Origin of the sequence: Microbacterium sp. CBA3102 (assembly GCF_007954505.1) — a bacterium.
Classification (GTDB): Bacteria; Actinomycetota; Actinomycetes; order Actinomycetales; family Microbacteriaceae; genus Microbacterium; species Microbacterium aurugineum.
The window spans coordinates 2374968-2388980 of the sequence record NZ_CP042412.1 but is presented as its reverse complement, the minus strand read 5'-3'; the positions used below and the strand labels follow the sequence as shown (position 1 = coordinate 2388980).

Genomic DNA, 14013 nt, shown 5'->3' with positions numbered 1-14013 from the left:
GCAGATGCAGAGGTCATCGACGGTAGGCTACTCACTGCTCGTCGAGTCCCGCGCTGTCCGCTGACAGCGGCCTGTGGCATCAACATCGGAGAACCTCCCAGTGGCCCACGTCCTTCAGAACGTCGTCTTCCCACTTGATCGCGACCCCGACCTCCTTCCGCTGTATGCCGATCCGGAGACGTGGTCCGTGATCGAGAACGAACCCGTCCGCGTCTCGAACCGCGCGCACCTGGGGAACATCCTGGGCAGGAATCGTGCCCGCATCGTCGCCGGACGTCGCGTGTCGATGGGGACGTACTTCAATGCCTTCCCCGCGTCTTATTGGCAGCACTGGACGAGTGTCCGCCAGGTTCAGCTCACCGTGCGCACCACCGGCCCGGCGACGATCCTGGTGTACCGCTCCAACGGATCGGGCGTGCGTCAGCGTGTCGCCACCCGCGAAGTGACCGGCGAAGCGTCGACATCCTTCGACCTCGAGCTCACGCAGTACAGCGACGGCGGGTGGATCTGGTTCGACATCGTCGCGGATGAGAAGCCCGCCGTGCTCGAAGGCGCGGAGTGGACCACCGAACAGGAGCCCGCTCGGGAGGGCAAGGCCTCTCTCGGGATCACCACCTACAACAAGCCGGACTACTGCGTCGAGACCCTCCGCGCACTGGCCGCGTCGCCCGACGCGCTGGAGTTCATCGACCGCATCTTCCTGATCGACCAGGGCACACAGCTCGTCGCCGAACAGGACGGTTACGACGATGTCGCGGAGAGCCTCGGGGAAACACTCCAGGTGATCCGCCAGGACAACCTGGGCGGCTCCGGAGGATTCGCCCGGGCGATGCACGAGACGCTGCAGCGTCCGGAGAGCGATTTCGTGCAGCTGCTCGACGACGATATCCGTCTCGAACCGGAGTCGCTGCGCCGCTCCATCGTCTTCGGTCGGTATGCGACCACCCCGGTCCTGGTCGGCGGTCACATGTTCGACCTACTCGACCGCCCGAAGCTGCACGGATGGGCGGAGGTCGTCGACGAGGGCCCGTTCATGTGGCGAAACCTCTATCAGGAGAAGATGCCGCATGACTTCGGCGTCTCGAACCTGCGCCAATCGACTCTTCTGCACATGCGCATGGATGCCGACTACAACGGCTGGTGGATGTGCTTGATCCCCCTCGACGCGATCCGGAAAGTCGGGCTGTCGCTCCCTGCCTTCATCAAGTGGGACGACGCCGAGTTCTGCCTCCGCGCGGGTGAAGCCGGCTTCCCCACCGTGTCGATGCCCGGGGTCGCGCTCTGGCACGTCTCATGGGTGAACAAGGACGACTCGATCGACTGGCAAGCCTACTTCCATGCACGCAACCGCCTCGTCGCCGGACTTCTGCACTCCAACACCCCGCGCGGCGGACGATTGATCCGGCACAGCCGACGCGTCGACCTGAAGCACCTCATGATGATGCAGTACTACCCCGTCGCGCTCCGCGCGCAAGCGCTGCGCGATGTCCTCTCCGGCCCCGACCACATGCGGCAGAACCTGGCGACGGCGATGCCCGCGGCCCGCGTGATCGCCGCGGACTACCCGGAGACGGTCGTTCATCGGGACCCGACCACGGTCCTCCACTCTCGGCGCGGTCGCCAGGTGTACAAGAAGCTGTCGAAGAACGACTTCGACAGCCCGAAGGGTGTGCGGCTGCGCTTGTTCACACTGTCGACCCTCGTCTCCCACTGGATGCATCGGCCGGACCCGGCGAACATCGCGCAGCCCGAGGTCGAGTTCGGTAAGGAGGACGCGCACTGGTGGCGCGTCCCCGCATTCGACAGTGCCCTGGTGAGCGCGGCCGACGGTTCCGGGAAGAACATCTACACCCGCGACCGCGCGAAGTACCGGCGCATGCTTCGAGACACGATGCGACTGCACGCGGAACTCCGTCGCCGGTGGCCCGAATTGCAGCAGCAGTACCGCCAGGCGTTGCCCGATCTCGTCTCCCCCCAGTCCTGGCAGAAGATCTTCGAGGAGAAGGCATGACCGCGGCGACCGCTGCATTCGACCCGAAGGCCGCCACGATCGTCATCGTCACCTTCAACCGTTCCCACCTTCTCTCTGGCCTGCTCACGAGCATCACCGCGATGGACCCCAAGCCGGGCCACGTCGTGATCATCGACAACGCCTCGGCTGACGACACCACCGACGTGGTCGAGTCGTTCCGCGATGACATCGGGACCGAGATCGTGTACCGACGTCTGGAGACGAACACCGGCGGCTCGGGAGGCTTCAGCGAGGGCATGCGCACCGCATACGACCTCGGCTCCGAGTGGATCTGGATGATGGACGACGACGTCGAGGTCCTTCCCGAGGGGCTCGCGAGAATGGGAGCCTGGAGCAGCCGGTTCAAGAGCATCCAGGGCCGTCGATTCGACTACGACGGCAGCGAATTCTACTGGCAGTACCGCATCGCCGAGCGCATGGGCATCCCGATTCCGTTCGCTCCTTCCGCCTTCGATGAGAGCGGATACAAGGAGATGAACAGCGGTTGCTTCGAGGGCATGTTCATCCACCGCTCGCTGGTGCAGCAGATCGGTCTGCCCGATCCGCGCTTCTTCATCTACTGGGACGACCAGATGTACGGCTGGTTGGCATCGCGACTGACCACCGCGGTCATCGTCGATGAGTTCGTCCTGCGACGCACGCGGGAGATCAAGCAGTGGGACATGGGCATCCGCCACATGAACGCCTCGAGCAACGCCTACCGCTACTACATCATGCGCAACCGCGGCTTCATCAAGCAGTACTACCGGGTCCACGGCGTCTACAACCCGCTCCTCTTCGGCCTCGGCACCACGGCGACGTTCTTCAAGGAGCTCATCCGCCTCGTCTTCGTCGAGCGGACCGTTCGCGGCACGAGCAACCTCTTCCGCGGCATCCGTGACGGCGGCAAGGTCGGACGAGACCGCAGCTGGCAGCCGATGCCCCCGTTGGAGGCGTGACGATGGACGAACCGCAGCCCGAGCTCCGCTGGGCCCCGCTGCCCCCGCAGCCGAAGAAGACCGGAAAGGTCTGGCTGATCGTCGGGCTCGTCGTCGCTGCACTCGCCATCGTCGGTGCACTGTTGTTCTTCTTCCTCCCGCGCGGGGACGCGCCGGCACCGACGGATTCCGCCTCACCGTCGCCCTCGGCCACCTCAACCCCGACTGCGACTCCGACGCCGACATCCTCCCCCACGCCCGAACCGGTGCAGACGCCGCAGGTCACAGCGCCGCCGGTCGCTGACCCGTCGATCGAGGTCTTCCGCGAACGGGTCAGCGGATGGCTGGGCGACGCCCCCCGCGGCCTCGACATCATCGCCGGCGCGAGCGGCCAGGACGCTCTGCCGGTCCTCGACACGCTGCAGCAGGATGCACAACGACTATCGGACGCGCTCCCTCCGTCCTCGATCGAGCAGCAATGGCGCGAAGGGGTCTCGACCTACGCCACCCGCCTCTCCCAGCTGCGTAGCGCCATCACCGACGGCTCAGGCGTCGCCGCAGCCGTCGAGGCTGCCCGGTCGTCGGTTCAGCAGCTGAGGAGCCTGGCCGGACTCTGAACGACCGTCACGCCGCGTAATCGGCGTTGTAGCGGTCCAGAACCTCGCCGATCGGCGCATCGAGAGCGAGCTCGCCCTTGTCGAGGTAGAGGCCCCGCGTGCAGAACCGACGAAGATCTCGTTCGTTGTGACTGACGAAGAAGAGCGTGCGTCCGTCGGCGAGCAGCTCGTCGATGCGCTTGTAGCACTTGTCGCGGAATGCCTTGTCGCCGACCGCGAGGACCTCGTCCACGAGCAGGATGGGCTCGTCGAGCTGGGATACCACGGAGAAGGCCAGACGGACCTTCATGCCGTTGGAGAGGTGCTTGTAGGGCGTCTCCTCGAACCCCGCCAACTCGGCGAACGCGATGATGTCGTCGTAACGACGCGACACCTCGTCACGGGACATCCCGTGCAGGCCCGCCGTGAGCCGGACGTTCTCGCGCACGGTGAGGTCGCCCACGAAGCCTCCGGTGATCTCGATCAAGGGAGCCACGCCGCCGTTGACACTGACCGTCCCCTCATCGGGGAGCAGCACCTTCGCGACCAGGCGAAGCAGCGTGGACTTGCCCTGACCGTTGCGTCCGACGACGCCGATCGACTCACCGGGTTGCACGGTGAAGGAGACGTTGCGCAGCGCCCAGAACTCCCCCGGGCGAGACCTGCGGGAGGCACCGGCGAAGAGATCCTTGAAACTCCGGCGCCCGCGCCGGTTTCTTCGGAAGTGCACACCGAGGTTCGTGACTTCGATCGCCGCAGCCATCACAGCTCCTTCAGCACGGGTCGCTCCAGGCGTCCGAACGTCCACATCCCGAGCGCGAGAATTCCCACGCACATCACCGCGCTGATCAGGATCGGCATCGGATCCCAGAGGTCGGCGAAGAAGCCCACGCGGTAGAGGGTGAAGATCCCGGCGAGCGGGTTGAAGGCGCCGATCACGTCGAACGGCGCCGGGAGGTCCCGGAAACTGTAGATCACCGGCGAGGCGTAGAAGAGTGCCCGCAGGATGAGCGCCGTCGTCCGTTCCAGGTCGGTGTAGAGCGCGCAGAGCGGCGCGACCAGGAGCCCGAGCCCGACCAGAAGCATCGTCTGCAAGACGACCGCCACCGGGAACCACAGCAGCAGCCAGTTCACATGCGCACCGCTGAACACGGCGAAGAGCACCAGGACCGGCATCGAGAAGAGGAACTCGATGCCCTTGCTCAGCACGATGCGGTTGACCCAGATCGAGCGCGGGATCGCCGTCGAACGGACGAGCCGGGCATCCTTCTTGAACGCGCGGGTGAAGTCGGACACCGAGGTGTTGAACCATACCCACGGCAGCAGCGCCACGATGAGGAAGACGATGTAGGGATCTTCCCCCACGCTGCGTCGGAAGATCTCCGTGAACACGAACCAGTAGATCGCGCTCATCACCAGGGGGTCGAGGATCGACCAGAGGTACCCGAGGGAGCTCGTGGCGTAGCGGACCTTGAGGTCGCGAGCCGAGAGCAGCCACAGCGAATGCAGATAACGCCGGGGCGTCCCGGGCGCCCCGACAGCAGCGTGACTCACGATGTCGAGTCTAGGAGAGAGTGTTGTTCCAGAGCGACAGCGCCGAGCCGATGGCCATGTGCATGTCGAGGTACTGGTAGGTGCCGAGGCGCCCGCCGAAGTGCACGCCGTCCTCCCCCTTCGCGAGCTCGCGATAGGCCAGCAGCCCCTCACGGTCGCTCGGGGTGTTGACCGGGTAGTACGGCTCGTCCTCGCGCTCGGCGAACCGGGAGAACTCCCGCATGATGACGGTCTTGTCCGAGTCGTACACGTCCTTGCGCTCCGGGTGGAAGTGCTTGAACTCGTGGATGCGCGTGTAGGGCACGTCCATGTCGGGGTAGTTCATGACGCTGGTGCCCTGGAAGTCGCCGACGTTCAGCACCTCCTGCTCGAAATCGAGCGTGCGCCAGCTGAGCGCCCCCTCCGCGTAGTCGAAGTAGCGATCGACCGGGCCGGTGTAGACGACGGGAACCTGTCCGACGGTCGCCTTCTTGCTGAGCGGCTGGGCGTCGTCGAAGTAGTCGACGTTCAGCTTCACCTCGATGTTGGGGTGATCCGCCATACGCTCCAGCCACGCGGTGTAGCCGTCAGTCGGAAGACCCTCCCACGTGTCGTTGAAGTAGCGGTTGTCGTACGTGTAGCGCACCGGCAGGCGGCTGATGATGTCGCCCGAGAGCTTCTGCGGGTCGGTCTGCCATTGCTTCGCGGTGTAGTCGCGGAAGAACGCCTCGAACAACGGGCGTCCCACGAGGGCGATGCCCTTCTCCTCGAAGTTCGAAGCCGTCTTGACGTCGAACTCCCCCGCCTGCTCCTTCACGAGCGCACGGGCCTGGTCGGGTGTGTACGCCGACTGGAAGAACTGATTGATGGTGCCGAGGTTGACCGGCATGGGGAAGACCGTGCCCTTGTGCGTCGTGTAGACGCGGTGCACGTAGTTCGTGAAGCTCGTGAAGCGGTTGACGTACTCCCACACCGTCGCGTTCGAGGTGTGGAACAGATGCGCTCCGTAGCGGTGGACCTCGATGCCTGTCTCGGGCTCCGCCTCGCTGTAGGCGTTTCCTCCGATGTGGTGGCGGCGGTCGATGACTGTCACCTTGCGGCCGGCTTCGGCGGCACGCTCGGCGATGGTGAGGCCGAAGAAACCCGACCCGACGACAAGAAGATCCATGTCGTCCATCGTATCGGCGTCTGGCTGGGAGCTTCAGCCAGCGACCCCCATCGCCTGGGCGAGCGGCGGCGCCAACCGACGGACGTAGTCCAGATTGAGGTGATCGGCGTCGTAGTAGACAGACACTCCACCGATCACGGCGTAGCACGCGTCCGAGTCGCAGAAGTAGGGATCTGCATCGAAGGCGCGGATCGCCGGCGACGCCGACTGTGCGGCCGCGACGAGATAGGGGTCGCTGGGCTGCGCCTCCGATCTCGGAACGGCGCAGGCGCCAGGGTTGCCGGCGTTCACCACCACGCAGTCGGGAGAGCGCACCTCTCCGTTGAACGGCACACCGCCGAGGGGGATGACGGTGATGCCCGCATCAGCCCACTCCGTCCAGGTACGCACGAGCCCGTCGGCGAACTGGACGTCCTGAGGACGACCCGACCCGTCCTCGACGAGCTGTACGCGGCCGGCGGAGGAGGTCAGCACGAAATCGGGCTTCTGCTCGACGACGGCTGCGCGCACGGCCGTCGACCAGTCCCGACACTTTTGCTGATCGGCTCCGGGTGCCGCCTTGCGAAAGCCGACGAACGGGACATCGATGACGGGGCATCCGCCCCCGAAACTCGCCGTCACCGACCAGTGGTTCTGACGCGCGAGATCGAACACCGTCCCCTGCCACTGCTGCGCGTGCGAATCGCCGACGAGCCAGACTGTGGTCGGATCCTCGGTGCCATCGCTGAAGTCGCATTCCACCGTGGCGGTCTTGTCGCCGAACGGCAGCAGGTCCCGGCGGGCGACGCACTCTGCCGGGACGTGGAAGTACGAGTTCCGCGGCCCCATGACGGTCTCCACGGCTGGAGCGAAGCGGTCTTCGCAGCTCACCGACTGCGGCATTGCCTGCGGCCCGACACATTCCTGGATGGTCACGGAGATCGGCGGCACGTCCGCTGCCGCGCGGACGTTGCCGGCCAGCATCAGGGCACCCCCGGCGACGATCACAGTCGCCATGCCTGCCAGCATGGCAAGGAAGGTACGTCGATTCGACGCGGCGACCAGGCGCCAGCGTTGCCCGGGACGCTCCACCAGCCGATACGTCAGCCAAGCCAGGACGAAGGCGACACCGAGGATGCCGACCTTCATCATCGTCGTCATCGTGCTCGCCAATGCCGACGGGACAAGGACGATCAGCGGCCAGTGCCACAGATAGAGGGAATACGACACGTCCCCGAGCCATTGCACGGGGCGCAGGGAAGTGAGCCGCGAGTGCCACAGCCGCTGCGTGACAGTGCCCGCGGCGATTACCGCTCCCGCGCCGAGTACGGGGAGGAGCGCATACGCGCCAGGGAACGGAGTCTCCGGCCCGAACGCCACGGCCGACACGGCAATCACGACGAACCCGATGATCGCGACGACGTTGGCTGCGAGCCGTGGCAGTCGTCGGAACGTGACGAGAGACAGGAGGCCGCCGATGCCGAATTCCCACGCACGCGTGTAGGTGACGAAGTATGCCTGACTCGGCATCCCCGCGGTCGCGAACATGCTGATCGCGATGCCCAGCGTGACGACGACGCTGAGCGTGATCGCGGCCACGAGGCGCGGACGCCACGCCTTCTTCGCAGCCCACCACCAGGTGGCGAGGAGGAGAAGTGGCCAAACGAGGTAGAACTGTTCCTCGACCGACAGAGACCAATAGTGTTGCGCCACGGTTGCCTGGTCGTTGAGAGCCGAGTAGTCGACCGACATCGCGGCGAGGAACCAGTTCTCGACGTAGCCGGCACTCGCCATGATCTCGGCTCCGCCGCGCGTCCATCGCGGGTAGGGCAAGACCAGGAGGGTTCCGACCGCGCTCACGAGGAGTACGAGGAGCGCGGCCGGGAGCAGTCTCCGCACGCGCCGGGCGTAGAACGACGCGAGCGCGATACGTCCGCTCGAGGTCGCGTCGCGGACCAGATGACTCGTGATGAGGAATCCGGAGATCACGAAGAACACATCGACACCGATGTATCCACCGGTCAAGCGCATCGGCCACAGATGATTCAAGACGACCGCGAGGATCGCGATGGCGCGTAGCGCCTGGATGTCAGGGCGGAAGCCCCTCCTGACAGACGACGGGGCTTCCGGCGTCTGGATCAGCGTCAGCGTCAGGCCTCGGTGTGCGCAGTGCCGACGACGATGCGCGGCGTACCGGCCCAGCGCGCCGCATCTGTCGCCGCTCGTCCGTCGACGAGAAGCTTGATGCCCGGCAGCTGCGCAGGCGTGAGCTCCCTGTAGTCGGCGTGATCGGTCTGCAGGATCGCGAGATCGACTTCTCCGCCGATCGTGTACGGCTCGAAGCCAAGGCCTCGCAACTCCTCGTCGGTGTACAGCGGGTCATGCACGACGACCTCGGCACCGCGATCCTCAAGGGCCTTCACCGTCGGGAAGACGCCGGAGAACGCCGTCTCCTTGACGCCGCCGCGATAGGCCGCGCCGAGCACGACCGCGCGCTGCCCGCTCAGGTCGCCCAGGATGCCTTCTGCCTGCGCGACGAGCCGCTCCGGCATGGAGGCGTTCAGCTGACGCGCCACACGGACGATGTCGGCATCGGGGTCCGTCGACAGGTACAGACGCGGGTAGACGGGGATGCAGTGGCCGCCGACGGCGATGCCGGGTCGGTGGATGTGGCTGTAGGGCTGCGAGTTGCAGGCTTCGATGACCTTGTAGACATCGATCCCGTGCGAGGCGGCGAAGAGCCCGAACTGATTCGCGAGGCCGATGTTCACGTCGCGGTAGGTCGTCTCGGCGAGCTTGGCCATTTCGGAGGCCTCTGTCGTGCCGAGGTCCCAGACCCCGTTCGGACGAGGAAGGTCGGGGCGCTCATCGAACTGCAGCACCGCCTCGTAGAACTCGCGTGCGCGGCGGTTGCCCTCGTCGGAGAGCGCGCCGATGAGCTTCGGGTACTTGCGGAGGTCTGCGAACACCCGACCGGTGAGCACCCGCTCGGGTGAGTATGCCAGGAAGAAGTCCTCACCCTCGACAAGTCCGGAGCCCTCCTCGAGCATCGGCTTCCAGCGGGTGCGGGTGGTCCCCACGGGGAGCGTCGTCTCGTAGGAGACGAGGGTCCCAGGGGTCAGGTGCTCGGAGAGCGAGCGGGTCGCGGCGTCCATGTACTTGAAGTCCGGTTCCCAGGTCTCATCGTTCACGAAAACGGGAGCGACGAGCACCACGACATCCGCACCGGGGATCGCATCACCGTAGTCGGTGGTCGCCCGCAACCGTCCGGAGGAGACCAACTCGGAGAGCCGCTCCTGGAGTTCGGCCTCGCCGGGGAAAGGCTCCTGCGCTGCGTTGATCGTGTCGACGGCCTTCTGGTTCACGTCGACGCCGATCACCTCGTGACCGGAAGAGGCGAACTGGACGGCGAGGGGAAGCCCGATCTTTCCGAGGGCGACGACGGCGATACGCATGGTCTTCATTCTATGGTGCGAGGACCACGTGAACGCCATCCACGCTCCCGGCGTCAGCACGTCCGGTCAATGCTCAGGCGAGTCTCAGGCAGAATCGAAAGGTGGATTCCCTCATTGGGCGCCGGATCGCGCTCGTCTCGCGCATCTTCACGCCCGAACCCGGCGCTGCCTCTCTGCGTTTGCGAGCGCTCGCCCGTCGTCTGCACGACGGAGGAGCGAACGTCGCAGTCTTCACGAGCACCCCTCCACGTGGCACTCCGTCCGCCGAGCCCTCCGAGCACTACTCCGTCTCCCGCGCGCCGGTGCTACGCGATCGCGCCGGCTATGTCCGCGGGTATCTCCAGTATTTGAGCTTCGATGTGCCCGCCTTCTTCCGCGTGCTCTTCGCGCGCCGATTCGACGCGCTCATCGTTGAACCCCCGCCGACCACAGGCGTCATGATGCGCGTCGCTGCTTGGGCGCGCCGCACGCCGTATCACTTCTACGCGGCCGACGTGTGGTCAGAGGCAGCCGCTGTCGCCGGCGCGCCCGCTTTCGTCGTTCGAGTGGTCCGCTCGTTCGAACGTTTCGCCTATGTAGGTGCGCGTTCGGTGCTCGCTGTCTCGGAGTCCGTCGCTGAGCGCGTTCTCGCGGTGTGTGAAACCGCTACGGTCACCGTCGTCGGGAACGGTTTCGACACCGATGTCTTCCGCCCCGACGGCACCATGATCGTCTCCGAGCGACCGTACCTTCTCTACGCCGGCACGGCTTCAGAGGTTCATGGAGCGATCATTTTCATCCAGGCCCTGCCTCTCGTTCTCAGCGAAGTTCCGGATGCGAGAATCGTGTTCATCGGACAGGGTTCGGAGAGAGACGCGATCTCCGAGGCAGCTGAAGCGCTGGCACCGGGTGCCGTCGAATTCATGTCACGCATGAGCGCTGAGGAGACGGCGATGTGGATCCGCGGAGCACGCGCTACCTTGGCGAGCATGCTCCCGCACGGCTACGACGCGTTCCCGACGAAGATGTACGCATCCGCTGGTTGCGGTGTCCCTGTGGTCTATGCGGGTGACAATGCTGACCAGGAGTTCTTCGATCAACCGGGATCCGGATGGACCGCGGACTACGAGCCTGCTGCTGTAGCGAACGCGATGCTCGAAGCGCTTCGGCACGAGCGCGACGAGCAGGAGACCCGACAGCGGGCAGAGTGGGCAGAGGCGAATTGGTCACTCAGGGCCGTGGCCGATCGCATCGTCGACAGGCTGAACCCCGAAGCGAAACCCCACCCAAGCCGAGAAAGAGATGCCACAGAATGAGCAACGAGCGGCCACGCATCCTGTGCATATCCCTCTCCCCTCTGCGCAGCGACGCGCGCGTCCTCCGACAGATCTCGCTTCTGAGTGAGATCGGTGATGTCACCACGGTGGGCTTCGGAGCGGCTCCCGACGGCGTGTTCGCGCATCACCAAGTTCCCGAAGGCCTCTCGACCCTGCCCCAGACGCCGCTCGGAATCGTGCGCCTCGCATTGCGAATGCACAGGTCGGCTGAGATCTCCGCGCCGGCTGTTCGTTGGACAGCGAACCGCGTCGGCGGGCATACTTTCGACTTGGTCGTCGCGAACGAGGCACGAGCGCTGGGCGTGGCGCACCGCATAGCCGACGGAGCTCCTGTCTGGGCGGATATGCATGAATGGGCCCCCGAAGAGCGCACGCACATTCTCCGTTGGCGCTTGCTCGTCGCCCCGTTCATGGTGCATCTATGCAGGACGTATCTGCCGCCGTCGGCGCTCGTGACCACCGTAGGAGACGGCATTGCCGCCCTCTACCGGCAGCAGTTCGATGTGCCTGCCTTGGTCATGCGCAATGCCGGCGGATTCCGCGCCCTCAAGCCTTCGCCCGTGAGCGACGAACAGATCAGGCTCGTCCACAGCGGAGCAGCGATTCACGGGCGACGACTCGAACTCATGATCGAGACAATGAAACTGCTTGATGCGCGCTTCACTCTAGATCTCTATCTCATGCCCGGCGGCGACGGAGGAGCCTACCTGCGAGAGCTCCGTGCGTCAGCCGCGCCGGACAGCCGGATCACCTTCCACCCGCCAGTCCCGCCGGAAGACCTCCCCCGAGTGCTCAATGCGTACGACGTCGGGGTGTTCTGGATCCCCCCCACTCACACGAACGCACGCCTGACCTTGCCCAACAAGTTCTTCGATTTCGTACAGGCGCGTCTGATGGTGGCTGTCGGCCCGTCGCCGGAGATGGCCGAGTTGGTCACGCGCCACGACCTGGGTGTGATCAGCCATGACTTCACACCGGAATCGTGCGCACAGTCGCTAACGTCACTCGACATGGAATCCGTAAGATCAGCGAAGGCCGCCTCGGATGCGGCAGCGCAGGAGCTCAGCTTCGAAAACGACGCGGCTCACATCCGCGCAGTCATCGAGAGCATCCTGGGTGCGCGGTCCGGCGGCGAAATCCCCCCACAGGAGGAGAAAGCGTGAAGATCGCTCTGAACCTCTATCGCGAGCTCCTGCAGGCGCTTCCCACGGACGCACGTCGTTTCCTCAACGTCTACGCCACACTCCTCGCGTCACTCGCCGTGTTCGACGCTGCTGCCTTGGCTCTGCTGGCCGTCGTGATCGGCCCACTTTCCGTCGGCAATGCGGTGACCCTTCCGCTCGTCGGCACTCTCGACAGCGCAGGTGTAGTCGTCGCGATTCTCGTCATCTGCGCGCTGATGATCACGAAAGGCGCTCTTTCCGCGCTCGTGATGCGCTGGGGATCGCAGCGCATCGCCACCTACGAGGTCGCTCTCGGGGATCGACTGTTCCGGGCCTACCTCGGCGCATCCTGGCAGGAACGTCTCACGAAGAACTCCACAGACATGCTCCGTTTCACAGACGGCGGTGTCGACGCCGCAGTGAACTCGTTCATTCGGCCCGGAGCAACGTTGCTCGGCGAGGTAGTGAGCATGGTTGTGATGGTGGGCACCATAGCCATCGTTCAGCCGCTGATCGCTCTGGTGACTCTCGTCTATCTGCTGGCGCTGGCAGCCGTGCTCTATCTGTGGATCGCTCGCCACTCTCGCCGCGCCGGCGAGATCAACGTCGAATCAACGATCCGCACCTCCCGTCTCATCCTTGAGGTGATGTCGGCCCTGAAGGAGGTCACCCTCCGCCGAAAAGAGCCTGAGGTGGCCGAGGTCGTCGAGCGGAGCCGAACACGCAGCGCACGGGCACGGGCGAACATCTATTTCCTGGGTCAGGTGCCTCGCTACGTTTTGGAATCAGGAATCATCGGCGGCTTCATCGTCGTCGGCGGTGCCGGATTCCTGATCGGCGGACAGGAGCAGGCGATTACCGCCGTGGCGCTCTTCGCCCTCGCAGGGTTCCGCATGGCCCCCTCCGTGATCCGGTTTCAAGCGGCAATCTCGCAGATGCTGGCTGCTTCGATCTACCCCCGGCGTGTCATCGACGAGCTCACCGCTGCGGAGCACCACATCACTTCGGTCAACGAACGACCGACCGTGCCGCTGCCCTCGCCGATCCACAGGATCAGCTTCCGTGACGTCACCTTCGGCTACGACCCGACCGCTGACCCCGCGGTCGAAGGTGTCTCGTTCGACATCGATATCGGAACATCGGTGGCGTTCGTCGGCTCTTCGGGCTCGGGGAAATCCACCCTGGTCGATCTCCTCCTCGGACTTCTCGAGCCGCAGTCTGGACGCATCGAGATCGACGGGCTGGATGTGCAGCATGTCGCGAGGGCATGGCGAGATCACGTCGCGTATGTGCCGCAGGAAGTCGCGCTCTTCGACGCGAGCCTGGCACAAAATGTTGCTCTCACCTGGACGGATGACTACGACGAACAACGCGTCATCGAGGCGCTACAGAGCGCCCACGTTTGGGACATCGTCGCGAGCCGCCGAGATGGAATCCGGGGATCTGTGGGAGAGCGCGGCATGGCACTGTCGGGTGGGCAACGACAGCGCATCGGGATTGCCCGGGCGTTGTACTCCGATCCCCTCGTTCTCGTCATGGACGAGGCAACCAGTGCGCTCGACACGCAGACTGAGGCCGCAGTGAGCGATTCCATCCGCGCCATGACCGGCGAACGCACCATCGTCACCGTGGCGCATCGGTTGGCAACCGTGAAGCACGCCGATCAGATCTTCTTCATGAAGGGCGGCCGTCTTGTGCACTCGGGAACATTCGATGAAGTCGTCGCGGCCGTGCCAGATTTCGCGCGGCAAGCGGCGCTTGCAGGTCTTGCGCCCATGCCCGCTGAGGGAATCGGCGGCGCTCAGCCTTCGGGACCGCACGAAGTGTAATCTTGACGAAGAATTTCTGTCGCCC

The 14013-nt window shown here is 65.1% G+C and carries 11 protein-coding genes; 6 read left to right on the top strand and 5 right to left on the bottom strand.

Going from position 1 to position 14013, the window contains the following annotated elements; genetic code table 11:
- Positions 1-100: 100 nt before the first annotated feature.
- From FGL91_RS11370 to FGL91_RS11360, 3 genes are read left to right on the top strand one after another with little or no spacing between them, the layout of a single operon-like run.
- Positions 101-2011, top strand: a complete 1911-nt coding sequence (locus tag FGL91_RS11370; RefSeq protein WP_153243871.1) for a glycosyltransferase — start codon at positions 101-103, stop codon at positions 2009-2011.
- Positions 2008-2970 (top strand): glycosyltransferase, encoded by a 963-nt coding sequence (locus FGL91_RS11365; protein WP_153243870.1) that lies wholly within the window; start codon positions 2008-2010, stop codon positions 2968-2970. Before FGL91_RS11370 ends, FGL91_RS11365 begins: the two co-directional genes overlap by 4 nt.
- 2 nt (positions 2971-2972) lie before the next feature.
- Positions 2973-3566, top strand: coding sequence for a hypothetical protein (locus tag FGL91_RS11360; protein ID WP_153243869.1), 594 nt, complete (start codon positions 2973-2975; stop codon positions 3564-3566).
- Positions 3567-3573: 7 nt separating this feature from the next.
- Here FGL91_RS11360 and FGL91_RS11355 read toward each other — a convergent pair whose 3' ends face one another.
- The 5 genes from FGL91_RS11355 to FGL91_RS11335 form a co-directional block, all read right to left on the bottom strand.
- Positions 3574-4308 carry an ABC transporter ATP-binding protein gene (locus FGL91_RS11355; RefSeq protein ID WP_131491967.1) on the bottom strand — a complete coding sequence of 245 codons (735 nt, stop codon included), beginning with the start codon at positions 4306-4308 and terminating at the stop codon, positions 3574-3576.
- Positions 4308-5099, bottom strand: coding sequence for an ABC transporter permease (locus FGL91_RS11350; RefSeq protein WP_131491966.1), 792 nt, complete (start codon positions 5097-5099; stop codon positions 4308-4310). The genes FGL91_RS11355 and FGL91_RS11350 overlap by 1 nt, the downstream gene beginning before the upstream one ends.
- 10 nt (positions 5100-5109) lie before the next feature.
- The gene (gene glf, locus FGL91_RS11345) at positions 5110-6246 is read right to left on the bottom strand and encodes a UDP-galactopyranose mutase (protein WP_131491965.1); all 1137 of its coding nucleotides are present in this window, start codon (positions 6244-6246) and stop codon (positions 5110-5112) included.
- A gap of 33 nt (positions 6247-6279) precedes the next feature.
- Positions 6280-8313 carry an acyltransferase family protein gene (locus FGL91_RS11340; RefSeq protein ID WP_227992066.1) on the bottom strand — a complete coding sequence of 678 codons (2034 nt, stop codon included), beginning with the start codon at positions 8311-8313 and terminating at the stop codon, positions 6280-6282.
- Positions 8314-8375: 62 nt separating this feature from the next.
- A complete protein-coding gene (locus FGL91_RS11335) occupies positions 8376-9680 on the bottom strand; it encodes a nucleotide sugar dehydrogenase (protein ID WP_131491963.1) in 1305 nt (434 codons plus the stop codon).
- Positions 9681-9781: 101 nt separating this feature from the next.
- Here FGL91_RS11335 and FGL91_RS11330 point away from each other — a divergent pair, with 101 nt between their 5' ends.
- From FGL91_RS11330 to FGL91_RS11320, 3 genes are read left to right on the top strand one after another with little or no spacing between them, the layout of a single operon-like run.
- The gene (locus FGL91_RS11330; protein WP_131491962.1) at positions 9782-10975 is read left to right on the top strand and encodes a glycosyltransferase; all 1194 of its coding nucleotides are present in this window, start codon (positions 9782-9784) and stop codon (positions 10973-10975) included.
- Positions 10972-12159: a hypothetical protein gene (locus FGL91_RS11325; RefSeq protein WP_131491961.1), complete on the top strand. Its 1188-nt coding sequence runs from the start codon at positions 10972-10974 to the stop codon at positions 12157-12159. The genes FGL91_RS11330 and FGL91_RS11325 overlap by 4 nt, the downstream gene beginning before the upstream one ends.
- The gene (locus tag FGL91_RS11320) at positions 12156-13988 is read left to right on the top strand and encodes an ABC transporter ATP-binding protein (protein ID WP_153243868.1); all 1833 of its coding nucleotides are present in this window, start codon (positions 12156-12158) and stop codon (positions 13986-13988) included. The genes FGL91_RS11325 and FGL91_RS11320 overlap by 4 nt, the downstream gene beginning before the upstream one ends.
- The last annotated feature ends 25 nt before the right edge of the window (positions 13989-14013 follow it).

Excerpts from the sequence above, each read along its gene's own strand:
- FGL91_RS11365 (WP_153243870.1), top strand. The coding sequence starts at position 2,008 with ATGACCGCGGCGACCGCTGCATTCGACCCGAAGGCCGCCACGATCGTC.
- FGL91_RS11360 (WP_153243869.1), top strand. The coding sequence starts at position 2,973 with ATGGACGAACCGCAGCCCGAGCTCCGCTGGGCCCCGCTGCCCCCGCAG.
- FGL91_RS11355 (WP_131491967.1), bottom strand. The coding sequence starts at position 4,308 with ATGGCTGCGGCGATCGAAGTCACGAACCTCGGTGTGCACTTCCGAAGA.
- glf (WP_131491965.1), bottom strand. The coding sequence starts at position 6,246 with ATGGATCTTCTTGTCGTCGGGTCGGGTTTCTTCGGCCTCACCATCGCC.
- FGL91_RS11325 (WP_131491961.1), top strand. The coding sequence starts at position 10,972 with ATGAGCAACGAGCGGCCACGCATCCTGTGCATATCCCTCTCCCCTCTG.
- FGL91_RS11335 (WP_131491963.1), bottom strand. The coding sequence starts at position 9,680 with ATGCGTATCGCCGTCGTCGCCCTCGGAAAGATCGGGCTTCCCCTCGCC.